Origin of the sequence: Paenibacillus sp. FSL H8-0048 (assembly GCF_038002825.1) — a bacterium.
In the GTDB taxonomy this organism is placed as follows: Bacteria; Bacillota; Bacilli; order Paenibacillales; family Paenibacillaceae; genus Paenibacillus_AQ.
In genome coordinates, this window is sequence record NZ_JBBODF010000001.1 from 3,582,165 (window position 1) to 3,606,425 (window position 24,261).

Genomic DNA, 24,261 nt, shown 5'->3' on the forward strand with positions numbered 1-24,261 from the left:
CTCCAACGAACCACAGAGGGTTCTCATCCCCTTGCAGGGAAGTACAGCTACGGAGAGAGAGGGATTCGAACCCTCGAGACGCTTGTGGCGCCTACACGATTTCCAATCGTGCTCCTTCGGCCAAACTCGGACACCTCTCCATATGGCTCCCCGAACAGGACTCGAACCTGTGACAACTCGATTAACAGTCGAGTGCTCTACCAACTGAGCTATCAGGGAATATGTAAACAATTAGGCAAAAAAAATACCACAATGTGTGTGGATGGTCCGCTTGGCGGCGTCCTACTCTCCCAGGACCCTTCGGTCCAAGTACCATCGGCGCTGGAGGGCTTAACGGTCGTGTTCGGGATGGGTACGTGTGGAACCCCTCCGCTATCGCCACCAAACGGGCATTTACAGCGTAAATGCTTCAGGAATTTGATTCCTGAAAACTGAATCCGAAACGAATCTGCGCTCGCCCTTCTTACGGGGCCCCCGGAAAGTACTCGGAATCCGCTTCGTCAGCGTCATCTTCACTTTTTGGGGTAGTTTTTTGGATAAGCCCTCGACCGATTAGTATTGGTCAGCTCCATGCATTGCTGCACTTCCACCTCCAACCTATCTACCTCGTCGTCTTCAAGGGGTCTTACATGTTGGGAAATCTCATCTTGAGGGGGGCTTCACGCTTAGATGCTTTCAGCGCTTATCCCGTCCGTACGTAGCTACTCAGCCATGCTCCTGGCGGAACAACTGATGCACCAGCGGTACGTCCATCCCGGTCCTCTCGTACTAAGGACAGCTCCTCTCAAATTTCCTGCGCCCACGACAGATAGGGACCGAACTGTCTCACGACGTTCTGAACCCAGCTCGCGTACCGCTTTAATGGGCGAACAGCCCAACCCTTGGGACCTACTTCAGCCCCAGGATGCGATGAGCCGACATCGAGGTGCCAAACCTCCCCGTCGATGTGGACTCTTGGGGGAGATAAGCCTGTTATCCCCAGGGTAGCTTTTATCCGTTGAGCGATGGCCCTTCCATGCGGTACCACCGGATCACTAAGTCCGACTTTCGTCCCTGCTCGACTTGTAGGTCTCGCAGTCAAGCTCCCTTATGCCTTTGCACTCTGCGAATGATTTCCAACCATTCTGAGGGAACCTTTGAACGCCTCCGTTACTCTTTAGGAGGCGACCGCCCCAGTCAAACTGCCCGCCTGACACGGTCCCCGTACCCGCTAAGGGTACCAGGTTAGAACCTAGATACGATCAGGGTGGTATCCCAACGGCGCCTCCACAGAAGCTTGCGCTCCTGCTTCAACGGCTCCCACCTATCCTGTACAGATCGTACCCAAATTCAATATCAAGCTGCAGTAAAGCTCCATGGGGTCTTTCCGTCTTGTCGCGGGTAACCTGCATCTTCACAGGTATTAAAATTTCACCGGATCTCTCGTTGAGACAGCGCCCAAGTCGTTACGCCATTCGTGCGGGTCAGAATTTACCTGACAAGGAATTTCGCTACCTTAGGACCGTTATAGTTACGGCCGCCGTTTACTGGGGCTTCGGTTCACAGCTTCGGATTGCTCCTAACCGCTCCCCTTAACCTTCCAGCACCGGGCAGGCGTCAGCCCGTATACTTCGCCTTACGGCTTCGCACAGACCTGTGTTTTTGCTAAACAGTCGCTTGGGCCTTTTCACTGCGGCCCCCTCGGGCTATTCACCCTACCGAGGCACCCCTTCTCCCGAAGTTACGGGGTCATTTTGCCGAGTTCCTTAACGAGAGTTCTTCCGCGCGCCTTAGAATTCTCTTCTCGCCTACCTGTGTCGGTTTGCGGTACGGGCACCTTCTCCTGACTAGAGGCTTTTCTTGGCAGTGTGAGATCATGACCTTCGCTACTGTAATTTTCGCTCCCCATCACAGCCCAGCCTTCACGGTGTGCGGATTTGCCTGCACACCAGCCTCACTGCTTAGACGGACATCCATCAGTCCGCGTCACTACCCTCCTGCGTCACCCCATCGCTCATAGCGGATTACGGTGGTACAGTAATTTCAAACTGTTGTCCTTCGACTACGCCTGTCGGCCTCGCCTTAGGTCCCGACTTACCCTGAGCGGACGAGCCTTCCTCAGGAAACCTTGGGCTTTCGGCGGATCAGATTCTCACTGATCTTTTCGTTACTCATACCGGCATTCTCACTTGTATGCTGTCCAGCGCTCCTTACGGTACACCTTCAACCCACATACAACGCTCCCCTACCCCAGATGCAAAGCATCTAGCCATAGCTTCGGTGGTGTGTTTAGCCCCGTTACATTTTCGGCGCAGAGTCACTCGACCAGTGAGCTATTACGCACTCTTTCAATGGTGGCTGCTTCTAAGCCAACATCCTGGTTGTCTGTGCAACTCCACATCCTTTCCCACTTAACACACACTTGGGGACCTTAGCTGATGGTCTGGGCTGTTTCCCTTTTGACAATGGATCTTAGCACTCACTGTCTGACTCCCGGCAAGAAGTAAATGGCATTCGGAGTTTGACTGAGCTTGGTAACCCTTGCGGGCCCCGCACCCAATCAGTGCTCTACCTCCACCACTCCATTCACCGAGGCTAGCCCTAAAGCTATTTCGGGGAGAACCAGCTATCTCCGAGTTCGATTGGAATTTCTCCGCTACCCCCACCTCATCCCCGCATTTTTCAACATGCGTGGGTTCGGGCCTCCAGTGCGTGTTACCGCACCTTCACCCTGGACAGGGGTAGATCACACGGTTTCGGGTCTACGTCCACATACTCAGTCGCCCTATTCAGACTCGCTTTCGCTGCGGCTCCGGCTTCTCACCTTAACCTTGCATGTTAAACGTAACTCGCCGGTTCATTCTACAAAAGGCACGCCATCATCCATAAAGAGGACTCTGACTTTTTGTAAGCACACGGTTTCAGGTTCTATTTCACTCCCCTTCCGGGGTGCTTTTCACCTTTCCCTCACGGTACTGTTTCACTATCGGTCGCCAGGTAGTATTTAGCCTTAGCAGATGGTCCTGCTGGATTCATACGGGGTTTCACGTGCCCCGCACTACTCGGGATCCGTCTCGGAGAGAATACCATTTCGGCTACAGGGCTTTTACCTCTATCGCGGGCCTTTCCAGACCTCTTCGCCTACCCTATTCCTTTGTAACTCCATGTGAGACGTCCCACAACCCCAAGAGGCAAGCCCCTTGGTTTAGGCTGTTCCGCGTTCGCTCGCCGCTACTGACGGAATCACTATTGTTTTCTCTTCCTCAGGGTACTTAGATGTTTCAGTTCCCCTGGTCTGCCTCTGCGTATCCTATGTATTCAGATACGAGTAACTGCGAATTACCACAGCTGGGTTTCCCCATTCGGACACCCCCGGATCAAAGCTTGCTTACAGCTCCCCGAGGCAGTTTCGTTGTTCGCCACGTCCTTCGTCGGCTCCTGGCGCCTAGGCATCCTCCGTGTGCTCTTAGTAGCTTAACCAATGCGTTTTCCGTTAGGAAAATCGCTTAGCATCACTAAAATATTGAAACTTGTTTACACAAGTTCAGCTTAAAGGAATGTTCTAAAACGCAAATTCGTTTCGGTATCCAGTTTTCAAGGATCAAGTTTCTTGCGTGAGAGTTTGAGCTCTCAAAACTGACCAACGAGTGAGTAACTAGCCGACCGGCTAGATTTAAGATTTGAATGTTTCCGTTGCAGGAAACGATTCTCCATAGAAAGGAGGTGATCCAGCCGCACCTTCCGATACGGCTACCTTGTTACGACTTCACCCCAATCATCTACCCCACCTTCGGCGGCTGGCTCCCTTGCGGGTTACCCCACCGACTTCGGGTGTTGTAAACTCTCGTGGTGTGACGGGCGGTGTGTACAAGACCCGGGAACGTATTCACCGCGGCATGCTGATCCGCGATTACTAGCAATTCCGACTTCATGCAGGCGAGTTGCAGCCTGCAATCCGAACTGAGACCGGCTTTGCTGGGATTGGCTCCACCTCGCGGCTTCGCTTCCCGTTGTACCGGCCATTGTAGTACGTGTGTAGCCCAGGTCATAAGGGGCATGATGATTTGACGTCATCCCCACCTTCCTCCGGTTTGTCACCGGCAGTCACTCTAGAGTGCCCAGCTCAACCTGCTGGCAACTAAAGTCAAGGGTTGCGCTCGTTGCGGGACTTAACCCAACATCTCACGACACGAGCTGACGACAACCATGCACCACCTGTCTCAACTTTCCCCGAAGGGCACCTGATGCATCTCTGCTTCGTTAGTTGGATGTCAAGACCTGGTAAGGTTCTTCGCGTTGCTTCGAATTAAACCACATACTCCACTGCTTGTGCGGGTCCCCGTCAATTCCTTTGAGTTTCAGTCTTGCGACCGTACTCCCCAGGCGGAGTGCTTACTGTGTTAACTTCGGCACCAAGGGTATCGAAACCCCTAACACCTAGCACTCATCGTTTACGGCGTGGACTACCAGGGTATCTAATCCTGTTTGCTCCCCACGCTTTCGCGCCTCAGCGTCAGTTACAGCCCAGAAAGTCGCCTTCGCCACTGGTGTTCCTCCACATATCTACGCATTTCACCGCTACACGTGGAATTCCACTTTCCTCTTCTGTACTCAAGTCACCCAGTTTCCAGTGCGACCTCAGGTTGAGCCCAAGGTTTAAACACCAGACTTAAATAACCGCCTGCGCGCGCTTTACGCCCAATAATTCCGGACAACGCTTGCCCCCTACGTATTACCGCGGCTGCTGGCACGTAGTTAGCCGGGGCTTTCTTCTCAGGTACCGTCACTCCGGCAGCAGTTACTCTACCGGACGTTCTTCCCTGGCAACAGAGCTTTACGATCCGAAAACCTTCATCACTCACGCGGCGTTGCTCCGTCAGGCTTGCGCCCATTGCGGAAGATTCCCTACTGCTGCCTCCCGTAGGAGTCTGGGCCGTGTCTCAGTCCCAGTGTGGCCGTTCACCCTCTCAGGTCGGCTACGCATCGTCGCCTTGGTGGGCCGTTACCCCACCAACTAGCTAATGCGCCGCAGGCCCATCCCCAAGCAGCAGATTGCTCCGCCTTTCATTCTCTCCTCAGGAGAAGAAAGAAATTATCCGGTATTAGCTACCGTTTCCGGTAGTTATCCCAGCCTTGAGGGCAGGTTGCCTACGTGTTACTCACCCGTCCGCCGCTAAGTCTGAAAGGAAGCAAGCTTCCTCTCAGACTCCGCTCGACTTGCATGTATTAGGCACGCCGCCAGCGTTCGTCCTGAGCCAGGATCAAACTCTCCAATTAGGACACTTACGAAGTAAGCGTCACCTGCAAACTCTTCGGTCCAGCTCAGCTGAGCGGATGAAGAGTTTGCAGTATAGAAAGAGCGATTGCTCATTTTGAAACATCTGACGAGAATTGTTACATTCTCTAATTTTGGATCTCACCGAAGTGATCTCCAGATACTCACTCGTTGTTCAGTTTTCAAAGATCAAGCTCGTTGTCAGCGACGATTACCGCGTCACCAGCAACTCTTATAATATATCACATTCAGCCGATCAATGCAAGCTCTTTTTTTTAACTTCTTTTCGAGCCCGGCGTTGATGTTTCGCGGCCAGAAATAGAATATATCACGGATAATAATTCATTGCAAGCATTATTTTATAACTAACATCTTAGAATGCTATTAGCTGCAAATGGACAGAATAACCGAATACCTAAACGTAAGCTATGGAAGCCATAAGCCTACGTTATCTAACCATCTAGGGGGATTGTTATGGACACTCATGAATTCGTGGAGAAGTTCCAGGAGAATCAGCGTAAAGCGCTAAAGAACAGAAACCGCGGTAAAGGAACCCCAGGCGCAAGACTGGCCAACAAGCAGCATAGCTCCAACAAATAACAGTAACAAGCATGTCACAAGCGGAAACGGCTTTACCGTCTTATAAAGGACGCCACCGTTTTGGCGAGAAATAGAAGGATAATGTATAGCGTGAAAAGTATGCATTCTTCTATTAAAAAAGCAGGGATGTCTGCCCGGCCAGTTACGGCTCTGCAGACATCCCTTTTGCATTCTACTCTATAGAAGCAGTAGTGATTATTTGTTTAGCTTCGTTACGCCTACAGCCACTTTCTCGATCTGTGCTTTGCTGAGTGATTTGTCAGTGGAACTGATGGTTACAAAACGGTCTGCCAGCTTGAAGGTCAGCATTGGCTTATCCGAAGGGGTATACCATTTCGCTTCTGTTCCATTGGAGAGCTTCACTGTAGTGCTGTCATAACCATCGGAATAGTCACGCGGCGAGACATTTACACGCATTTTATTGAACAGGAAGCTTACTCCGTCATCACCGCCCGCAACCTTCTGGAAGGCATCTCCGTTGACCATTTGTGTAGGGGCATAGGCTGTCTCAAAGCCCTCGAAGTTCGCAAACGCCTTAGCAATCTGCTCCTTCTGCGCTGCAGTGTATTGTACCGCCGTCAGCTTCACAGCTGAACCATTATCCGGCGTTGTGGTCCCTGTTCCAGTTCCAAGGATAACTTCATTCGTGGAGGCATTGAATGTCACCGGCACCTTCAGTGCATCTGCCATCGCCCGGACCGGAAGATACGTTGTATCCTTATAAGTGATTGGCGCCATCGTTTTGCCGTTGTTATCGACGGGGGTATAGGCCGCTCCGTTAACTTTGAACCCGATGCCGTGGTTAAGATAGGCGCTGATCTTCTGCATATTGGTTCCCGCGTAGACCCCTGCTGAACCTGTAACGGCCATTCCGAATACCATTGTTGCTATGATCATTTTTTTGCTTTTCATTGAATATCGTCTCCCTTAGTTAGGCTGTTAGTGTGTTCCTTGCTATGAATTCATTAAACCATTAACTTGTTTCTAACTTGTATCCGGATTGTAAAGAAGTAATTCAAATGCTCACCCCATACACCTCTGTATACAAAACATCTCTGAACCGGCGGAACTCCTTCATTGTCACAGGCTCCGGGTAGGTCATAATGCACAGCGGAAGATCGGCTTGCCCCGCACGCAGCGGCGGCTGCATATAATCATAGGGATTCAGGTAAAAGCCCAGCCGCTCATAGAATCCGATTCTTCTCTGCTCCAGCTCACCGTCCGGCGGCTCTACCTCAAGCAGCACCGGCTTGTCCGAACGCAGAAGATAGCTGCTCATCAGCTTGCGGCCGATCCCTCCGCTCCGGCGCTGTGGATTCACGGCAATATGCTCAATGAACCGCAGCTGGGGTAACTCCCATGCCGCCAAAAAAGCCAGTATCTCCCCCTCCGCATCCTTGCTGGTATACAGATGATAATTCGGCTGATTCAGCAAAGCCTGCTGCCCGCTGCGGGTTCTAATCTCACTTACCGGAAAAGAGGCTTCCATGATAGCGAATATTTCATTGAATTCTGCTTCACTGATACCTGCTTCTTTAATTAATGTCTCATTGATCACTTTATTCTCGTCCATTGCAATGGCCTGCTTTCTGCCGCTTCGCTGCGCAAAGGGCTCTAATGTATGGTTCCCTTATCAAGATAAAAATACTTCCAGGGAGCCTGTATGCATCAAGTTGTTCAAAATAAAGACTGTCACAGAACATTCTCCAATGTCCCAGGGGCTGATTAGCATCTGGTACTAGGAGAACGTGCTATACTGTAGTTAACAGATACATCATTACTTAATAATAGGAGAGGTTCATTTGGATAATCAACGCTGGGTCGCACCTGAATTCTACAATCTCACTTCGGAAATGGAGCAGCATCCTGAAGATAAGATTGCCATTAAATGGTTACATGAAAATGGGAGCCTGGAGCAAATCACTTATGGTGCGCTCATGGCTCAGGCTAACCGTCTCGCCGGCGGACTGGCCGGTCTCGGACTTACGCAAGGCGACCGGGTTCTGGTTATGGTCCCCCGCCGCATCATCGCTTACGCGATATATCTGGCCTGCCTGAAGCTGGGACTGGCTGTTATTCCTTCGTCTGAAATGCTGCGGGCAAAGGATCTTTCGTACCGGCTGCAACACTCTGAAGCACGGGCCGTTATTGTCTGGTCTGAAGCTACAGGGGAAGTCAACAAAATCTCCGATGATCTTCCCGCACTGGACTACCGCTTATCCGTCTCCAGTGGTGCGGCTGAGCCTGAAGAAGGCTGGATCGACCTGGAGGGTCTAATGGAAGGACAAGCTGATTCCTACCCTACGGTTGCCAGCCGCCGCGATGATATTGCCATTCTGGCCTATACCTCCGGAACCACCGGCAATCCCAAAGCAGTAGTTCACACGCATGGCTGGGGATATGCCCATCTGCGGATCACGTCCTCCCTCTGGTTTGATATCCGTGAATCAGATACGGTCTGGGCTACAGCCGCACCGGGCTGGCAGAAGTGGATCTGGAGTCCGTTCCTGACGGTACTCGGCAACGGGGTGACTGGCTTTGTCTATAACGGAGCCTTCCATCCGGAACGCTACCTGCAGTTGCTGCAAGATGAGAAGATCCAGGTATTATGCTGCACACCGACAGAATACCGCCTGATGGCGAAGACTGAAGGTCTGGCAGACTACGACCTGTCCAACCTGCGCTGTGCTGTATCCGCCGGTGAACCGCTGAATCAGGAAGTGATTCATACCTTCCAGCAACACTTCAATATTACAATCCGTGACGGCTATGGACAAACAGAGAGCACACTCATCATCGCAGCGCTGAAGGATGAACCGATCCGGGTCGGCTCCATGGGCAAATCGATTGCTCCGGGCATTGTCGAGGTGATCGACGAGGACGGCCATCCGCTGCCTGCCGGGGTGGTTGGTGATATCGCCGTACATCTGAGCATGCCTGCCTTGTTCCAGAACTACTACAAAGATCCTGAGCGCAAAGCGAACTGCTCGCATGGGGAGTATTTTGTAACCGGCGACCGGGCGCGCAAGGATGAGGACGGCTATTTCTGGTTCGAGGGGCGCGGCGATGACATCATCATCAGCTCGGGCTACACGATCGGGCCATTCGAGGTCGAAGAGGCGCTGATGAAGCATAGCCTTGTTAAGGAATGTGCGGTAGTTGCAAGCCCGGATGAGATCCGCGGATCAGTCGTCAAGGCGTTTATCGTACTGAGAGACGGCCATGCCGGAACACCGGAGCTGACCAAAGAGCTGCAAGCCCATGTGAAGGAGCAGACCGCTCCCTACAAGTATCCGCGCAAAATCGAATACATCACGGATCTGCCGAAGACTACCTCCGGAAAAATCCGCAGAATCGAGCTGCGCGAGCAGGAGAAGCGTGCTAATTTGTAACAAAAGCTACTCTGCCTAAACAAAAAAATCCCCGTTCCTGTAGTGATACAGGATGGGGATTTTTTTGTTTTTGACGCCTGAGCGGGCAGTACGTACCTTACTCAGACCAATATTCCGCCTCCGGGTTGAGCGCTGCGCCTACTTCGCCTTCTTTTACCAGATCGCAGTCCAGGTAGCCTTCCTCATCCAGGAAATAGACCTCATGCTTATAGAATTCACACAGCGTCTCCAGAAAATTCTCCGGTGAATCGTACATCACCACCAGATCGCCGTAGTCGTGCAGCAGATCGCATATCCGTTCCACGCCTTCCTCAGAGCGGTAGTAGCAGATATAATCACTTCCATAGTTCGTTAGCAGCGGCAACACGGTTCCACCGCCGGTATATCCCTTCTCCTGCAGAATCCCTGACAGGATCTTCACTTCATGGCCGTATTCGCCGATATGAATCAGCCGGTAGCCCGGAATGAACTCCAGCAGACTGGGATCTTCCTCGGCCTGGCCCGTTCCAAGAACCTTATCATAGACCACACGCAGGAGCGCAGGTACTTCGGGTGTAAACTCTAATATCACATCGCTGCCTCCTGCCGGAGCTTCACCCAGACTGGCGGTGTACCCGGGACGCAGCTGCGTGGACAACTCAAGGAACTCCTGAAATGTACCGGTAAGCATGTAATCATCCTTTCCCACAAAAATATAGCGGAGCGATAAGGAACGCCCCTATCTCTCCGCTTGGTGCCGTCATGCTAATTCGCTATGTTATTGGAGACCGGTTACTTGGCAGCCGAAGTCCACATCTTCTCCAGCCACTGATCGAAATCCGCGCCCTTCTCGCCTTCATAAGCATCGTAGACGTCAATCCGCATCTTCTTCAGCTTCTCTTTGAACTCTTCGTAAGAATGGTCCTTGGGGAGACTCTTCTTAATCCGCAGAATAATCTTGGACACTCCTCTGAACAGTTCGGCTTTATTCTTCGATGGAACCTTGACCTCTTCGCCAAAAGCCACCAGCTTGTTATATGCGGCTTCTTGCACGGTATATACAGGATCGCTGATCATCAGACGATTAAGGATATCGATAATTTGTTTGTGGTTGTAGCGGCCCAGCTCTTCTACCGCTGCAAGACGCGCTCTCCAGTCTGCGGAACGGCCGGCGGCCTTCTTCAGTTCGTCATAGTTCTCTGGCAGCTCTTGGATTACTTCTTCATTATTCAAGCGTTACAATCCCCTTCTTGGTTAAATCTGATATTTAGAACGTTACCTAGTGCAATTCTACCGTACTGCGCTGCTTGATTTCAATCTTTTGTCCAAACATTCATGGAAAAAGACTTGGGGTACGGATTTTGACTAACGGTAGCCGTATGCGTATAGTATGTACCAAATCATCCGCCATTAGATAAAGGAGGCCAACTATAGATGAAGGCCATTGCTATACATATGACCGGACCGCACGGCGATCTAACGGAGATAGAACTCCCTCTGCCTGTTCCGGGTGAGCACGAGGTGCTGATTGAGATGTATGCGACCTCGCTTCATCCGGCAGATAGCAGAAACCTGGAAGAAGCGCGGATTGCCAGTGGAGAACGCCCTGCTGCCCGTCCGTTCATTCCAGGCGTGGTTGTAGCCGGAATCGTTACGGATACCGGCGCAGGGGTGAACCGCTTCAAGGCTGGCGACGAGGTATTCGGTCTGAAGTCTGCTGCCGAGAGCGGAGGTTACGCGGAATATACGTTGGCCAAGGAGGATGAGCTTGCGCTTAAGCCTCCGGGTATATCCTTCGCAGCAGCCGGGGTGTTACCCGCTGCCGGACTTGCTGCCTGGCAGGCACTGGCTGCTGCCAAGGTCGCAAGCCGGGACCGCGTGCTGGTGCAGAATGGTACAGGCGGAACCGGCAGCTTCGCGGTGCAGCTGGCCAAGCTCCGGGGCGCCACGGTGATTACTACCGTCAGCAGCGATGAGGAGCTGGATGTTGTCTGGGGCCTCGGGGCCGATCAGGCGATTAACAGCAGCGTGCAGGATTGTGCCGCGATTCTGGGCCAGAGCATCGATGTGGTGATTGATACCGCAGGAGGCAATGTGCTAAGCCGCAGCTTCGCGGTACTGGCTCCGGGCGGAAGGCTGATCTCCACGGCTGAACAGCCTGATCCGGCCTTGGCAGCACAGCAAGGAGTTACAGCAGCTTATCTGACTCCCGCTGCCGATCTCTACCAGCTGAGCGAGCTGGCCCGGCTGACGGCCGGGCGGAAGCTGCAGCTGCTGACCGGCGGTACTTTTCCGATGAGTAAGGAAGGGCTGCATACTGCCCATGCGCTCAGCGTAAGCGGGAAGGCACAGGGTGTTATTGCTATCACGATAATTGAAAAGCAGCAATAACGGGATCTTCTTTTTCCAGCGTAGAGAAGGTCTCAATTCACTTGAAAGTTATGTATCAGCACGACCAGCAGCACAGCCACCAGGATACCGGGCAGCAGGTTGGCTACCTTGATCTTGGTGATCCCGAGCAGATTCAGCCCGATTCCGATAATCATGACCCCGCCTGTAGCGGTCATCTCTGCAATACAGTCGCTCAGCAGCGCATCAGGTACAAACCGGGTAATCTGCGTAGCCAGTAAAGCGATGGCCCCTTGATACAGAACAACAGGAATGGCCGAGAACATCACACCAATGCCTAATGTAGAAGTCAGAATTATGGCAATGAATCCGTCCATGATGGATTTGGCGTAGAGGATCTCATGGTTGCCTTTGATACCGCTGTCCAGCGCTCCTAGAATAGCCATGGCCCCTACAACGAACACCAGACTTGCCGTGACAAAACCCAGCGAGATACTCCCCTGTCCGCCCGCACCCGCTCTGCGCTCCAGCCAATCGCCCACGCGGGTGAATTTGTCTTCAATGTTGATCCACTCCCCGGCCACAGCGCCGATCACCAGACTTAGAATGACGATGAGGAAATTCCCGCTTTTCAGGCCCATCTGCACCCCCAGCAGCATAAGCGCCAGTCCAATCGCTTGCATTACAGTATTCTTCATACTCTCCGGTATCCGCTCCAGCAACCTGCCCAGCAGAGTCCCGGCAATTATTGCTATTCCATTCACGATTGCTCCGAGCAGTACCATTCCTCAGCAACTCTCCCGTCGATTCTTTTCTCTCTTAATCTGCATTATAAGGGCAGCCGCCACTGTGGAGTCAAGATGATTCTCTGCCGGCAGGAATGACAGGTTCCAAGACGCACCGGTGGAAAATTGACAAATTTCGGTTATCGATGGTACGCTCACTAATATCGTTTTTAATAGAAGGTAAGGAGCGTCTCTATGACTGACCGGATGATTCTTAATCAGGCAAGCTTAACCAAGGAAGTACGCCTTATTCTTGCACTACTGAATTCCGGAAATCCAGATGAGACGGCGCGGAAGCATCCGCAGTTGTTCACAGAGGTGAACTGGGACTTATTCGTGGAGCTGAACCGTCAGCACAGGGTGTATCCCTATCTCTATTCCAGGCTGAGCAAGATGGAGGAGAAGGTGGTTCCTTCTGACGTTCTGGAGCAGCTGAAATGGCAATACCGCAGGAATACGGTGCAGATGCTCCAGCTTAGCGGTGAAATGAGCAATATCGCAAGTCAGCTGGCCGAGCTGAATATCCGCTGTCTGTTCCTCAAAGGGCCGGTGCTTGGGCAGGAGCTGTACGGAGACCTGTCGCAGCGCACCTCCCGGGATCTGGACTTCCTGGTGCCGATTGAACAGCTGGAGGAAGCCGAAACCCTGCTGATCCGGCTGGGCTATGAGAAGGAAGACAAGTTCGAGAGCCTGCTTGGCGACTGGAAATGGCGGGAGCATCATTCGACGTTCGTGCATCCGATTAGCAATGTTAATCTGGAGCTGCACTGGCGGCTAGGACCGGGTCCTGCCAAAGAACCTGCGTTCGATGAACTATGGCGTCATTCACGGACCAGCAGCACCTTCGGCCAGAATGTCCGCTATCTGGGGCCGGAGGAGCTGTTCATGTTCCTGGCTGTACACGGTGCGAGACATGCCTGGTCCAGGCTGAGATGGCTGCAGGACATCAAAATGCTGCTAATGGGGCAGCAGCCGCCCGACTCCGCCAACCTGGTCCGCTTACTACAGCGCTATGATCACAACGCCATAGGAGGACAGACGCTGATTCTGGCCAGTGAGCTGCTGGAGACGCCTGTCGATTCCAGCCTTGCCCCTCTGATGGACAGCCCCAAGGCCCGCAGGCTGGCACAGGACATTCTGTTCTATCTCCCCCGGATTGTGAATTTGAATACCCCTCCGCTGGAGCCGGAGGTGGAGCAACACTTCAAGCGGTACCTGCCGAGCATTCTATCTACCCGAAGCCGGATGCTCCGCTCCGCCAGCTTCCTGTACCCTTATGCTGCGGATGCCAAGACGCTGCCGCTGCCGAAGATGCTGCATTTCTTGTATTTCCCGCTGCGGCCTTTACTGTGGAGCTGGCGGAAGATTACGGGGGCGGAGAAGGAGATGTAGGCAGGGACAGCTATACCAAAAAGGCAAGTGCTGCGTTAGATTAGCAGCACTTGCCTTTTTACGGTTTCGGAGCGGGGTGGCGGCCAGCCAATGTAATCGGTTTTTCGATTACATTCGGGCCACAACCCCTGCGCTCGCCCAATGTAATCGGTTTTTCGATTACATTCGGGCCACAACCCCTGCGCTCGCCCAATGTAATCGGTTTTTCGATTACATTCGGGCCACAACCCCTGCGCTCATCCAATGTAATCGGTTTTTCGATTACATTCGGGCCACAACCTCTGCGCTCATCCAATGTAATCGGTTTTTCGATTAAATCTCCGCAGTGAGTGACGTTCTAGCTCTTAGGCAATTTCAATTTCATGTATTTAAGCTCCGTCCATCTCCGTCCGACCCTTATCCAGCTTCTTCCTGCCCCTTCAACAATCGGCTAAACATGCCGCCCTTCTCCGAAGCCAGGCCGCTATAGACTCCCTGCTGGATGACCCGGCCCTGGTCGATGACCAGAATCTGATCGGCATCGCGGATCGTGGACAGGCGGTGGGCAATGACGATGACGGTCACGGAAGCCTTAATCCGCTCCAGCGCCTCCTGAATCCGCTGCTCATTCTCGGTATCGAGCGCGCTGGTCGCCTCATCGAGCACCAGAATCGACGGCTTGCGGATAATGGCGCGCGCCAGTACCAGACGCTGCCGCTCGCCGCCCGACAGGCGGACACCCCGGTCACCGAGCAGTGTATCCAGTCCGTCCGGCAGCTTGCGGACAAAGTCCGCTGAGGAAGCAAACTCCAGTGCCTCCCACAGCTCCGCTTCCTCCGCATCCGGCTTGATCATCATCAGATTATCGCGGATGGTAGCGTTGTACAGGAACGGGTCCTGTGCCACATACCCGATGGATCTCCGGTAGGACAGCAGCCGCTCCCCTGTGACCGGCTCACCATCCGCCAGAATCTCCCCGTTCTCCGGCTGCATCAGTCCCATGAGCAGATCGACGAGCGTGCTTTTGCCGGCGCCTGAACGTCCGACAATCGCCGTCATCTGCCGGGCAGGAATCCGCACATTCACATTCTGAAGCGAATACTCCTCGCCTGCATGATAACGGAAATCGACATTCCGGGCCTCCAGGCCGTACTCCAGCGTCATAGGCGGCACCCGTTCTCCGCCTTGATCGGCTTCATGCTCGGAAGCAGCCAGACATTCTTGCTGCAGCGATTGCAGTTGTTTGAAGGATGGCACTACAGAGGCCAGCTGCTCCAGCAGCGACTGGAGCGTCGAGAAGGTCGGCCACAGCCGGGTGAAGACGAGAATGACCAGCAGCAGATTCGGCCCCTGCACTTGCATGAACCGGAAGGAGACGAAGATAAATACAGCAATCAGCAGCGTGGAGGACAGCTTATACAGGAGCTGGGAGTTAGAGCGCAGGCGTGTGTAGTCGAGCTGCTCCTGCTTGACCTCGCCGGTGAAGGCATGCAGCCACTCGAGGCGGGACTGCTCCAGATTATTGCTTTTGATATCCTTGATCCCGTTCAGCTGATCGGTGATACCGCCCAGATACGTCTTGCCCAGCTCCGTGCTGCGGCTGCCCAGCCTCTTCGCCTTACGGATGAACCGCCGGGAGAAGATGGACAGCAGTGCCGCACAGACCAGCACCGCCAGTGTCATCTTGGGAGATAGCCAGAAGGCAAAAGCAATCTGCACCAGGGTGAACAACAGCGAAGTGAGAAACTGCAGGAAGCCGCTGATACCCGCCAGGACTCTGGCCAGCTCGGTGGTCATCATATTGATCAGATCAGAGGTGCGTTTTCTCAGAAAAAAAGACCACTGCGCCCGCAGCAATGCGCTATACACCTCAACCCGCAGCTGCCTGCCATAGGTCTGCTGAATTTCGACATTGCGGATCGCCACGAACCTTGCAATCAGATTCTGGCAGAGCACAATCAGAACATAACTGCCCAGCACCAGCAGCAGCGCTGTGGATTGCGGCAGTTCACTGATGAATCCAAACACAGGAAGATGATAGCCCGCCGCCGCGCCGCCCAGCTGAATGCCAGCCATGCCGAGCATGGGAACCAGCAGCAGAATGGCGGAGCTCTCCAGCAGACCGCTGATCACCATGCCCAGCAGATTAAGATACAGCTTCACGCCCGACAACCGCTGAAGCTGCCGGACGTAGTAGATTATAGCTTGCATGGACCCACCTCGATTACTCGGCTTGTAACACCTTTGCGAACTTCTCCACCACCACGAAGCCTTGCATAGCATCATCCCCGGACACATAATGGGCTCCGCTGCGCAGCCAGGCGTGGGCAATCATTTTCCCCTGCTTATCGCGGGCCACCCCCATATAGAGGGTGCTCTCAATGCCCCGCTTCTCCAGCATCTTCAGGCCGGCTACCGCCCGGACCATACAGGTGCTTTTCCAGGGAGTATAGCGGCTCATCACCCGGATCGCCTTGGTAATCTGCTGGATGCGGCGAATATCGGAAGGTCTGGATACTATGGGAGTCTCCATAGACTTCACCCCAAGCTGCGGAGCTGTCCCGGCAAAGGGGAACAACAGCTGGATGCGGACCAGCATCAGCCGCCATAACGTCTCGGGAATCAGCGCAAGCACGGCCTTGTCATGCACCAGCAGAAGACGGAGCCGCCGAAGGGTGATCATGGTCCGCTAACGATGGAGACAAGATCCTCATTCAGCAGATTCTGTACAAAATCAATGACATCCTGCTGTGCCAGCTCTGCCGGTACCTCAAAGATCTCCTGCATCTTCCCGGCAATCTGCCTAATGGATACCGGTGACGCCAGCGCTTCCCAGATCTCACCGCCGACTTCGCCGAGGTTGTAGTATTTGCCGTTCTTCACATTCAGCATGACCTTCTCGCCGTCCATGTCACTTGCGATATTGCCTTCCCGTTGAACCAGCACTGACTCCAGTGACAGCACTTCTGCAGTATTCATATTCATAGGTTCATCTCCTTCACCTTGGGCATAATCGTCTCCATAATTAATTCCCTCTGCTGCGGGGCACTGAAGCCCTGCTCAGGGCGGGTCAGCCGGTACATCGGCAGGCGGTTCACGAACGAGGCCAGCAGCCCGAAGTGCCATTCTCTGACCCCCATCGGGTCGACCAGCGCTTTTTGATAAGTATGATTGTATAGGGTATGAAGCCGGCCCAAGCCGCTTATCGCCTCTACGGCCACCGGCCCGTCCTGCACCACAGACAGTTCAAATATGCCGGCCAGCGGCAGCGGCTCACTCTGGAACCGGTCATGCACCGGTACGGCGAACTTGGTCTCCCGCTGAAACAGCGGACGGTACGCAGACGAATTCATTCCCAAATAGTCCAGGCTCTGCTGCCACAGCTTCTGCTGCGGATAACCTGGAACAGCTAATGGATGTCCATTATGCACCAACACGGGAATAACGTCGTCACTGACCAGGAGATGTCCCTGATCCATCAGATAGGAGGCAAGCGTGGATTTACCCGCACCTGAACGCCCCACCAGCGCATAGGCCTTATTGTCCAGCACAAGCGAGCTGCCATGCAGGGCCAGTATGCCTTTTTGCATCAATACTACCCCCATACAGCTGCCCAGAATGAACAAGCGGATACTATCGGGATCTGCGCCTGCTGCTGGAGAGACTGTAATCGTACTGCCGTTCTGTATAGAAAAAATAGCAGTGCCTTTCACCATGAACATCACTTCATGCTCCGCGATGCCCAAGTTCGGCGTAATCTTCGGTATTGCTTCCCAGCGCGCAGACAGACTGCCTTCCACTACCGACAGGCTCCCTATCCTTCCGGGGTGGTCCGTACGGGGAAGTTCTGGTAGCGCGAACTCACTGAGGATATGCAGGCCAAAAGCCTTATAACCGAGGCATTGCACTGTGCCAGCCATACTGCTCACTCCATCTCAGTCAATTTCACCCGTTGTCTTGCGGATGACAAGTGGAAACGGCATTGCCGTCCTTTGAAAGGACGGTACCATATCGGAACGTTACTTCGGATAAAGGGATAGCCCTGATCCCCCTCCAGCAAGCTAAGAGGGATTAGGGCTGAACGGTAATGCTGGAAGACTAGGAGTGACTAACGATTTCATCTGGATCGGCTTGGAACGCATCGGCAATGGATACCCCCGGGCCAGCCATAGTCATTTTCACATCCAACACTTCCAATGCAGGCTTGCTGTATTCCTTTTTCATCTTGTCACCCCCTTTCAAGAAACGTCCTTCAGGAGAGCCGCTTCAAAAAGCGGTAGAACACCAGTCCTCGCGTAAGAAGGCGGAAATCTGTGTTAAAGATTAATAATGGTTCGGGCTCACTACCCAGCCGGTCCAAGCATCCGGCGAGCCCGGGACGATTCAGATAAGACGAAGCACGGGGGTCTTGCAGCATCTCCATCAACTCCTGCTGGAACCTCTGCCACTCAGGCAGCATCCGGGTAATGCCGTCAGCTCCCTGAATACCGCGCCGGGTCTGGTTAAGCCTGACCTTATCCGGCAGCCGCCCCTCCATCGCCCGGCGGATAAGTGAGCGGTCCATTCCGTCCTGGACATATTGCTCCTCAGGCACCGACATACAGAAGTTGATGACACGCAGGTCATTAGTCGCATCCCGGTCCCATACCCTGTACTTCAGCGACAGCTTGGTAGCCGCCGTTCCGTTCACATTCCAGACATGCGGCTGGCGGAAATGCTCTCTGCGAATATCGTACACGGTCTGGGAAGCAGGCGACTGGTCCAGCTCCTTCAGCCGCTCCTGCACCCCTGTCCGCCGGGCAAATTCAGGATGGATCAGCTCCGGTGCAGCCTCCTGCTTCCCGGCCATCAGCTGGCCCAAGGCGGGAAAGACCTTGCGCCCGGCAATTTTCAGCATTCTTTTGCGGCTTACTCCCATCGAGTGGCTGTACAGCTTATTCTCCCGGTAAAAGCGGAACCAGCGGAATTCACGCAGCAGCTTCGCCTGGTAATCCAGAGCCGGTCCCCAGGAGATACTCCAGTTGCCCCGCTGTCCGCTGAGCAGCACACCCGCATTCTTCAGCCCGGCTTGCTCATATATGCCCCTCAGCCAATAGGAATTCTCTATGAATTTGTAGGGCATCTCCATAATATCGAGCCATTCGTCGATTTCGCCATAAGAGCTGCGGTCAGGAAAATTGTAAAAGCTAGGCTCAATGTTCCCAACATAATCGACGGTCTCCTGAATATATGGACGCTCATCGGTCACCCGCTGACCCAGCTTGAACCCTGTAAAATGATCCAGGGGATACGAGCTGAAGGTGTAGAGCGGCTTACCGGTGCGGCGCAGTTCCTCCGCCGCAAAGCTCACCACCGCCCCAGAATCCAGCCCGCCGCTTAAATTCGCACCAGCCTCAAGATGGGTACGCAGCCGGTCCCGGACTGCACGTCCGAACACCTCACGGAATGCTTCCTCATACTCGCCATTGCTGTGCAGCCGGAGTGGAGACGGAGTCTGGAAGGTGTAATACCTGGAGAAGGTAATCCCCTTCGCGCTGACTGTCATCGAATGCGCCGGGGGCAGCTGTTCCACACCCTGATAGACCGTGGAGAACATATCCGCGACATCCATCCGGCCTTGGCCTGCCAGATATTCCGAGATCCAGCCTTCATGCAGCGCATGTGCTCCATCCATTAGCGCGAGCAATGGATGAATCACGGTGCAGAAGGAGAACTGTCTGCCAGAGCGGTGAAAGTACAGCGTCCGGCTCCCCGAGAAATCCCTCGCTCCAAACAGCGTCTGCCTGCCGGCATCCCAGATCATGAAGGCAAAATCTCCGATCAGATGCACCGGAGCCTGGTCCCCCCATTTCTCATAGGCCAGAAGAATCAGCAGGCTGTCCGGCATCGACTCCTGATCCTCCCGGACCACCTGAAGTTGTCCCAAGAGCTCGCTGCGGTTATCAATGATGGCGTCAGCCACAATCGCGAGCTTCCGCTGCGGGTCATAATAGGGAAGCACTTCGCCCCGGGACTGCGGGGTTATCCACTGTGCGTGGCACCCGAGGAACAGTCCCTCCGCATTCCAGCCCCGGGCATCATCCGCCGGATAACGCTGCAGCTCCTGCATCAGGCGCAGGCCGAGCTCCGGGTCCAGCGGCCCATGCTGCATTGAATAGATCCCGGCGATTGCACTCATGGGTTACCTCCAGCTGTCTATAATTTCGCTACCGTTTCAGTACTAGGTTCATTAGAACAGGTTCTTAATAGTGAACACTTCTTATTACCTAAGATAACGTTCTTGCCATTAAATGTGAATAGTACCTGAGAGTACTTTTAGGTATCCTTTAGCGTATTGACTTTAGTTAAAATCTATGGTATTGAAATGGTGAAATATGACCTATGGTATATAATGGATTATACTAGAGTGACTGATTCACCAAAAACCTTTAGTAGGAGCTAGATTTATGAACATTCATTCAATAGACCCCATCCTGATTCCCGTACCGGAAAGCTTCGAAAGCAGCCGCCTGCAAATCCGCTCAGTAGTATGGGGAGACGGTGCCGCTGTGCATGAAGCCGTACAGGAAAGCGCAGCGGAATTACGTCACTGGATGCCTTGGGCCCGGCAGGTCCCTTCCGTGGAAGAATCGGAGGTATCCATCCGGAAATCACGGCTGCAGTTTCTGGAACGCAGCGATATCCGGCTGCTGCTTTTTCATAAGAAGACGGGACAGCTTATCGGGAGCAGCGGCCTGCACAGGATTGATTGGCGGGTGCGTAAATTTGAAATCGGGTATTGGGTTCGCACCTCATACGCGGGTCAAGGTTACATCACAGAAGCAGTGAATGCCATTACGGAGTTCGCCATACAGGAGTTACAAGCTAACCGGCTGGAGATCCGTTGCGACTCACGTAATACGCGGAGCGCTCGCGTAGCCGAACGTACCGGCTTTACTTTGGAAGGTATCCTGCGCAATGACAAGACTGATGTACAGGGGAACTTAAGAGACACAATGGTCTACTCAAAGGTTCGCGGGGCTGAATATTAACGGGAATAGTTAATTTTACTTATCTTATGCCTGTCTTCCGGAGGGGGAGTTACAATACAATTAGGATATATTACTTGATCCCGCGATACAGAAGGAGCAACTACCATGGATAGCTTTAAATTTGTCTACAATTATAAAGATATAGAGCCGCTGCGCAGCAGCTTTTTCGAGCTGGCAAAAAATACGTTCGGGCTGGAGCTGGAGCGCTGGTATGAGGGAGGCTTCTGGACGGATAAGTATGTTCCTTATTCTTATGCGGAGGGAGACCGGATCGTGGCGAATGTCTCGGTGAATTTAATAGAGCTAACCATTAATGGAGTGAAGTTCCCTGCCGTGCAGATCGGCACGGTGATGACTCATCCCGACTACAGAGGACGGGGCCTGTCTGCCCGGTTGATGGACAAGGTGCTGGAGGAGTATGGACAAGCGTGTGAGTTCATGTATCTTTTTGCCAATGAGTCAGTCTTGGAGTTCTATCCTAAGTTCGGCTTCCGTCCAGTGGAAGAACAGATCTTCTCCATGGCCTGCCCCGGAGGTGCTGCCGGATCTGCGGCAATCCGCAAACTGAATATCGCCGACCCGCATGATCTGAGCCTGGTCTCTACCCTTGGAGGGCAGCGGGTACCGGTATCTGAGCGTCTTGGCGTCAGCGGCGCCTATGGACTCCTGATGTTCTACTGCCTGAATGTGTTCAGCGATCAGCTCTACTACCTGGAGAACGAGAATCTCATTGCCATCTGCCAGCAGGAGAATGGGCAGCTTGAGCTTTTCGATCTGATCAGTACACAGCCTGTTTCCTGCCTTGACATCGCCCTGAAGCTTGCAGACAGCGACACGGAGACGATCGTCTTCCACTTCACCCCGGATGACCCTGACCTGGAGTTGTCAGGCACCAGCCATTCAGAGGGCTTATTCGTCCGTACTCGGGGCGGGCAGCAATATCCTGCGAACGTCAAGCATCCGGCTACTTCCATCGCCTAGTGAAACATCGGAATTAATATTGTGAATATGACCATTACCGAACCTTAACGAACCAACGTCTCATTCTCACAGCATTCATTCGGATGCTGTGAGAATGAGACGCTGGGACGATAGTAACTGCATTTTGTACAATGGAATGCCGTAAAAAAGTCTTCGAAATAGAATCTATTGTATTCCGTACAATGGAATGTTGAACAAAAGCCAGTTTTTACCCAAAATACAACATTCTACTGTATGAAATACAATAGAATCTCATTCTACGGTCAGTAATCCATTTTCTATTGCAGGATATACAATCACCTACTTAAATGTAAAAGTAGAAGGCTGCAGCGGGTGCAATATCAGCCTAATATCAGCTCGATGTTCATGCTCAGACGTTAACAATCCTTAGGTCATTCTTACAGTTTTAAAGCTGATGGGCTACTAGTGAAGCATCAAATTGCAATAAGTGAGAACAGCTCTAACTAAGTCTCTTGCTGAAGGTGTGCCATAGGTCACAGCGTCATAAACTGCCCCTGCCGGGCCAGGTACGCTTCCTTCTCCTTATAGTCCGGCATGATACTTCCCAGGCGCCGCCAGAAGGAACGGTCATGATTCATATGCAGCAGATGACACAGCTCATGAATGATGACATAGTCGATCACTTCAGGCGGCGCCATGGCCAGGCGGTAGTTGAACGTCAGCTTGCCGTCAAAGCTACAGCTCCCCCACTTGGTCCGCGATTCCACAATATCCACACTCTTCGGCTTCACTCTGAGCTGCGTCTGGTAGGGCTTGATGCGCTCTGCAATGATTTTTTTCAGACTGGCTGTATAGAACTTCTTCAGTGCAAGCTTCAGTTCCTCCGCCTCCGCCTGCCGCTCCCCAATCAGCTCATGCAGCGCATATTCCTTCCCCAAGTACAAGAAGGCTTCTTCACCGCCCTCATAAGCCTTAACCTTCGGCACCTGCCGGGCCGCGGCATTGCTGCGCAGCTTCTCCAGAATCTTCGGGCTTAAGGTTACTACCGCACCGAGTATCGTCTCTTCACTCGTTCCCTTGGGCGCTTTAACGGTAATGAGATCCGAGCCGTCCACCGTTACGGAGAGCTTCTTGCGCTTAGCATACTGGACATGTAACGTAACCATCTGATCTTCTAGTTGAATCTGCATAGCCACCATCATTTCTGTAATTTCTAGTACACACTAATAGACCGGATAACCGGATACAAACACCGCCAGATACAGGAGACCCCCCGCAATAAATAGCGTCGTCAGCAGGATATCCTTCCACTTCTTATCCTCCGTCAACAGCACAGCGGCGAAGGCCAGCGGAAAAGCTACAGCGAAATAACGCGGAGCAGACAGCAGCCAAGTCGGGGCCACCACATAGACGAAATAGGCGATCAGGTACGCCATATAAGCAGGATTAAGCTTCTTCGCACTGCGGAGCATCATGAAGAGAACCAGGAGGATTGCGCACAAATTCGGCAGCCATAGTCCCAGGAACGTCCGGTAATCGGCATCCTTGAAGGTATTCACCGCATATTCCATCTGATATCTCACGGTATCGAAAAAGAAGTAGAACCGCTGCGACCAGTGCTCCCGCTGATAAATACTGAACTGGAACGCGTTGCCCGTCACATTGTAATTGATGTAGAGATAAGCCAGCAGACCGAACGAGACGCTCACCAGGGAGAGGACAGCCAAGATCAGCTTATTCGTAAAAGCCTTCCGGTCCATTGACTTGTAGCCAGCGGCGAGCTCCCGGGCAAATTCCACGGCAATCGGCACGGCCAGCAGAATTCCCGGGGAACGGGTGAATCCGGCCAGCGCCGCGCAGAGACAGCCCAGCAGCCAGCGCTTTTTGCGCACAAAATACAGCGCCATCAGGGAGAGCAGCAGGAACAAAGCCTCCGTCATGGGAAGGAAGAAAAAGAAGGCCGACGGAAAGATGAAGATGTACTTCACTACCCGCAGGGCATTCCTGCGCCCCATATCCAGCCGGGCCAGTTCATAGGCGAACAACGCTGCTGCAAGCGTGCAGAGATTGGCTACAACAAATCCGGCAGCCATATAATTGCCTGTGAAGAACTGCGCCAGCTTGATCATAACGGGGAAGAACGGCAGAAATACAATATGAAATCTGGGGTCCCCTTCCGTCACATACCACCGCTCGGCAATGCCCAGATAGGACATCGCATCAATTCCGCGGATATGCCACATCTCAATGAACCGGGAGAACAAGCTGCCGGAGCCTCCCTCACGAAGCACCCAGAATACATAAGCCGCCAGGATCAACAGCACCCTGCTAGCGATCACCCACAGCACAATCTTCCACCAGGTCCGCTGCCGTTCCTCCGGCGAGTCGTCCGTATTCACCGTCCGCAGTGCGCCTGGGCTCATAATGTATCCGGTTATAGCGGGAATGGCCCGCAGGCCCGTCCAGATAAACAGGGCCAGACAGAGCAGGGAAGCTAAGGTCCCCGCCAGGGTCCAGGTATGCACGGACACGGCCCATACCCAGACAGCTATTATCAT

The 24,261-nt window shown here is 53.2% G+C and carries 19 protein-coding genes, 2 tRNA genes and 3 rRNA genes; 6 read left to right on the forward strand and 18 right to left on the reverse strand.

Annotated elements, in window-relative coordinates:
• Nucleotides 1-50: 50 nt before the first annotated feature.
• From NSU18_RS15175 to NSU18_RS15195, 5 genes are all read right to left on the reverse strand, one after another.
• Nucleotides 51-140, reverse strand: a tRNA-Ser gene (locus NSU18_RS15175).
• 3 nt (nt 141-143) lie between these two features.
• Nucleotides 144-219 (reverse strand) — tRNA-Asn (locus NSU18_RS15180).
• Nucleotides 220-269: 50 nt separating this feature from the next.
• Nucleotides 270-386, reverse strand: a 5S ribosomal RNA gene (gene rrf / locus NSU18_RS15185).
• A 146-nt stretch (nt 387-532) separates the two neighbouring features.
• Nucleotides 533-3,459, reverse strand: a 23S ribosomal RNA gene (locus NSU18_RS15190).
• A 236-nt stretch (nt 3,460-3,695) separates the two neighbouring features.
• Nucleotides 3,696-5,256, reverse strand: a 16S ribosomal RNA gene (locus NSU18_RS15195).
• Together the 16S, 23S and 5S rRNA genes with 2 tRNA genes alongside form the textbook arrangement of a ribosomal RNA operon.
• A gap of 472 nt (nt 5,257-5,728) precedes the next feature.
• Here NSU18_RS15195 and NSU18_RS15200 point away from each other — a divergent pair.
• Nucleotides 5,729-5,854 (forward strand): DUF4023 family protein, encoded by a 126-nt coding sequence (locus NSU18_RS15200; protein ID WP_076161612.1) that lies wholly within the window; start codon nt 5,729-5,731, stop codon nt 5,852-5,854.
• A 195-nt stretch (nt 5,855-6,049) separates the two neighbouring features.
• Here NSU18_RS15200 and NSU18_RS15205 read toward each other — a convergent pair whose 3' ends face one another.
• Together NSU18_RS15205 and NSU18_RS15210 are read right to left on the reverse strand one after the other, a co-directional pair.
• Nucleotides 6,050-6,766, reverse strand: a complete 717-nt coding sequence (locus tag NSU18_RS15205) for a hypothetical protein (protein ID WP_341149415.1) — start codon at nt 6,764-6,766, stop codon at nt 6,050-6,052.
• A gap of 103 nt (nt 6,767-6,869) precedes the next feature.
• Nucleotides 6,870-7,427 carry a GNAT family N-acetyltransferase gene (locus tag NSU18_RS15210; protein WP_341149416.1) on the reverse strand — a complete coding sequence of 186 codons (558 nt, stop codon included), beginning with the start codon at nt 7,425-7,427 and terminating at the stop codon, nt 6,870-6,872.
• A 280-nt stretch (nt 7,428-7,707) separates the two neighbouring features.
• Between NSU18_RS15210 and NSU18_RS15215 the strand changes: the two genes are divergently transcribed.
• Nucleotides 7,708-9,246, forward strand: coding sequence for an acyl-CoA synthetase (locus NSU18_RS15215; protein ID WP_341023070.1), 1,539 nt, complete (start codon nt 7,708-7,710; stop codon nt 9,244-9,246).
• A 97-nt stretch (nt 9,247-9,343) separates the two neighbouring features.
• Here the strand turns inward: NSU18_RS15215 and NSU18_RS15220 are convergent, their stop codons facing one another.
• Together NSU18_RS15220 and NSU18_RS15225 are read right to left on the reverse strand one after the other, a co-directional pair.
• On the reverse strand, nt 9,344-9,916 hold the full coding sequence (locus NSU18_RS15220) for a hypothetical protein (RefSeq protein WP_341018722.1): 573 nt from the start codon (nt 9,914-9,916) through the stop codon (nt 9,344-9,346).
• A gap of 101 nt (nt 9,917-10,017) precedes the next feature.
• A complete protein-coding gene (locus NSU18_RS15225; protein WP_341018720.1) occupies nt 10,018-10,458 on the reverse strand; it encodes a HEAT repeat domain-containing protein in 441 nt (146 codons plus the stop codon).
• A 201-nt stretch (nt 10,459-10,659) separates the two neighbouring features.
• Between NSU18_RS15225 and NSU18_RS15230 the strand changes: the two genes are divergently transcribed.
• Nucleotides 10,660-11,616 (forward strand): NADP-dependent oxidoreductase, encoded by a 957-nt coding sequence (locus NSU18_RS15230; RefSeq protein ID WP_341149417.1) that lies wholly within the window; start codon nt 10,660-10,662, stop codon nt 11,614-11,616.
• A 32-nt stretch (nt 11,617-11,648) separates the two neighbouring features.
• On the opposite strand, the gene NSU18_RS15235 is transcribed toward NSU18_RS15230, so the two are convergent.
• On the reverse strand, nt 11,649-12,359 hold the full coding sequence (locus NSU18_RS15235) for a DUF554 domain-containing protein (RefSeq protein ID WP_341149418.1): 711 nt from the start codon (nt 12,357-12,359) through the stop codon (nt 11,649-11,651).
• 195 nt (nt 12,360-12,554) lie between these two features.
• Here NSU18_RS15235 and NSU18_RS15240 point away from each other — a divergent pair, with 195 nt between their 5' ends.
• Entirely contained in the window at nt 12,555-13,751 is a 1,197-nt protein-coding gene (locus tag NSU18_RS15240; RefSeq protein ID WP_341149419.1) for a nucleotidyltransferase domain-containing protein, read from the forward strand.
• Nucleotides 13,752-14,147: 396 nt separating this feature from the next.
• Here the strand turns inward: NSU18_RS15240 and NSU18_RS15245 are convergent, their stop codons facing one another.
• The 6 genes from NSU18_RS15245 to NSU18_RS15270 all read right to left on the reverse strand — a co-directional run bounded on the left by NSU18_RS15245 (nt 14,148) and on the right by NSU18_RS15270 (nt 19,908).
• Nucleotides 14,148-15,941, reverse strand: a complete 1,794-nt coding sequence (locus NSU18_RS15245; RefSeq protein WP_341149420.1) for an ABC transporter ATP-binding protein — start codon at nt 15,939-15,941, stop codon at nt 14,148-14,150.
• Nucleotides 15,942-15,954: 13 nt separating this feature from the next.
• A complete protein-coding gene (locus NSU18_RS15250) occupies nt 15,955-16,413 on the reverse strand; it encodes a lasso peptide biosynthesis B2 protein (RefSeq protein WP_341149421.1) in 459 nt (152 codons plus the stop codon).
• Nucleotides 16,410-16,715 carry a lasso peptide biosynthesis PqqD family chaperone gene (locus NSU18_RS15255; protein WP_341018709.1) on the reverse strand — a complete coding sequence of 102 codons (306 nt, stop codon included), beginning with the start codon at nt 16,713-16,715 and terminating at the stop codon, nt 16,410-16,412. Before NSU18_RS15255 ends, NSU18_RS15250 begins: the two co-directional genes overlap by 4 nt.
• Nucleotides 16,712-17,650, reverse strand: a complete 939-nt coding sequence (locus NSU18_RS15260) for an aldolase (RefSeq protein WP_341149422.1) — start codon at nt 17,648-17,650, stop codon at nt 16,712-16,714. Before NSU18_RS15260 ends, NSU18_RS15255 begins: the two co-directional genes overlap by 4 nt.
• A 178-nt stretch (nt 17,651-17,828) precedes the next feature.
• Nucleotides 17,829-17,954: a paeninodin family lasso peptide gene (locus NSU18_RS15265; RefSeq protein WP_036694602.1), complete on the reverse strand. Its 126-nt coding sequence runs from the start codon at nt 17,952-17,954 to the stop codon at nt 17,829-17,831.
• A gap of 28 nt (nt 17,955-17,982) precedes the next feature.
• Nucleotides 17,983-19,908, reverse strand: a complete 1,926-nt coding sequence (locus NSU18_RS15270) for an asparagine synthase-related protein (protein ID WP_341149423.1) — start codon at nt 19,906-19,908, stop codon at nt 17,983-17,985.
• A gap of 268 nt (nt 19,909-20,176) precedes the next feature.
• Between NSU18_RS15270 and NSU18_RS15275 the strand changes: the two genes are divergently transcribed.
• Both NSU18_RS15275 and NSU18_RS15280 read left to right on the forward strand, forming a co-directional pair.
• Nucleotides 20,177-20,761, forward strand: a complete 585-nt coding sequence (locus NSU18_RS15275; protein WP_341149424.1) for a GNAT family N-acetyltransferase — start codon at nt 20,177-20,179, stop codon at nt 20,759-20,761.
• 105 nt (nt 20,762-20,866) lie between these two features.
• Nucleotides 20,867-21,742, forward strand: coding sequence for a GNAT family N-acetyltransferase (locus NSU18_RS15280; RefSeq protein WP_341149425.1), 876 nt, complete (start codon nt 20,867-20,869; stop codon nt 21,740-21,742).
• 494 nt (nt 21,743-22,236) lie between these two features.
• Here NSU18_RS15280 and NSU18_RS15285 read toward each other — a convergent pair whose 3' ends face one another.
• Nucleotides 22,237-22,893 (reverse strand): M48 family metallopeptidase, encoded by a 657-nt coding sequence (locus NSU18_RS15285; protein ID WP_341149426.1) that lies wholly within the window; start codon nt 22,891-22,893, stop codon nt 22,237-22,239.
• Nucleotides 22,894-22,926: 33 nt separating this feature from the next.
• Nucleotides 22,927-24,261 (reverse strand): hypothetical protein, encoded by a 1,335-nt coding sequence (locus tag NSU18_RS15290; protein ID WP_341149427.1) that lies wholly within the window; start codon nt 24,259-24,261, stop codon nt 22,927-22,929.

Bases quoted from the DNA above. Each gene is read 5' to 3' on its own strand.
- NSU18_RS15270 (WP_341149423.1), bottom strand. From the start codon at position 19,908: ATGAGTGCAATCGCCGGGATCTATTCAATGCAGCATGGGCCGCTGGAC.
- NSU18_RS15215 (WP_341023070.1), top strand. From the start codon at position 7,708: ATGGAGCAGCATCCTGAAGATAAGATTGCCATTAAATGGTTACATGAA.
- NSU18_RS15250 (WP_341149421.1), bottom strand. From the start codon at position 16,413: ATGATCACCCTTCGGCGGCTCCGTCTTCTGCTGGTGCATGACAAGGCC.
- NSU18_RS15280 (WP_341149425.1), top strand. From the start codon at position 20,867: ATGGATAGCTTTAAATTTGTCTACAATTATAAAGATATAGAGCCGCTG.
- NSU18_RS15230 (WP_341149417.1), top strand. From the start codon at position 10,660: ATGAAGGCCATTGCTATACATATGACCGGACCGCACGGCGATCTAACG.
- NSU18_RS15260 (WP_341149422.1), bottom strand. From the start codon at position 17,650: ATGGCTGGCACAGTGCAATGCCTCGGTTATAAGGCTTTTGGCCTGCAT.
- NSU18_RS15245 (WP_341149420.1), bottom strand. From the start codon at position 15,941: ATGCAAGCTATAATCTACTACGTCCGGCAGCTTCAGCGGTTGTCGGGC.
- NSU18_RS15205 (WP_341149415.1), bottom strand. From the start codon at position 6,766: ATGAAAAGCAAAAAAATGATCATAGCAACAATGGTATTCGGAATGGCC.
- NSU18_RS15220 (WP_341018722.1), bottom strand. From the start codon at position 9,916: ATGCTTACCGGTACATTTCAGGAGTTCCTTGAGTTGTCCACGCAGCTG.
- NSU18_RS15235 (WP_341149418.1), bottom strand. From the start codon at position 12,359: ATGGTACTGCTCGGAGCAATCGTGAATGGAATAGCAATAATTGCCGGG.
- NSU18_RS15200 (WP_076161612.1), top strand. From the start codon at position 5,729: ATGGACACTCATGAATTCGTGGAGAAGTTCCAGGAGAATCAGCGTAAA.
- NSU18_RS15275 (WP_341149424.1), top strand. From the start codon at position 20,177: ATGAACATTCATTCAATAGACCCCATCCTGATTCCCGTACCGGAAAGC.
- NSU18_RS15255 (WP_341018709.1), bottom strand. From the start codon at position 16,715: ATGAATATGAATACTGCAGAAGTGCTGTCACTGGAGTCAGTGCTGGTT.
- NSU18_RS15240 (WP_341149419.1), top strand. From the start codon at position 12,555: ATGACTGACCGGATGATTCTTAATCAGGCAAGCTTAACCAAGGAAGTA.
- NSU18_RS15265 (WP_036694602.1), bottom strand. From the start codon at position 17,954: ATGAAAAAGGAATACAGCAAGCCTGCATTGGAAGTGTTGGATGTGAAA.
- NSU18_RS15290 (WP_341149427.1), bottom strand. From the start codon at position 24,261: ATGATAATAGCTGTCTGGGTATGGGCCGTGTCCGTGCATACCTGGACC.
- NSU18_RS15210 (WP_341149416.1), bottom strand. From the start codon at position 7,427: ATGGACGAGAATAAAGTGATCAATGAGACATTAATTAAAGAAGCAGGT.
- NSU18_RS15285 (WP_341149426.1), bottom strand. From the start codon at position 22,893: ATGCAGATTCAACTAGAAGATCAGATGGTTACGTTACATGTCCAGTAT.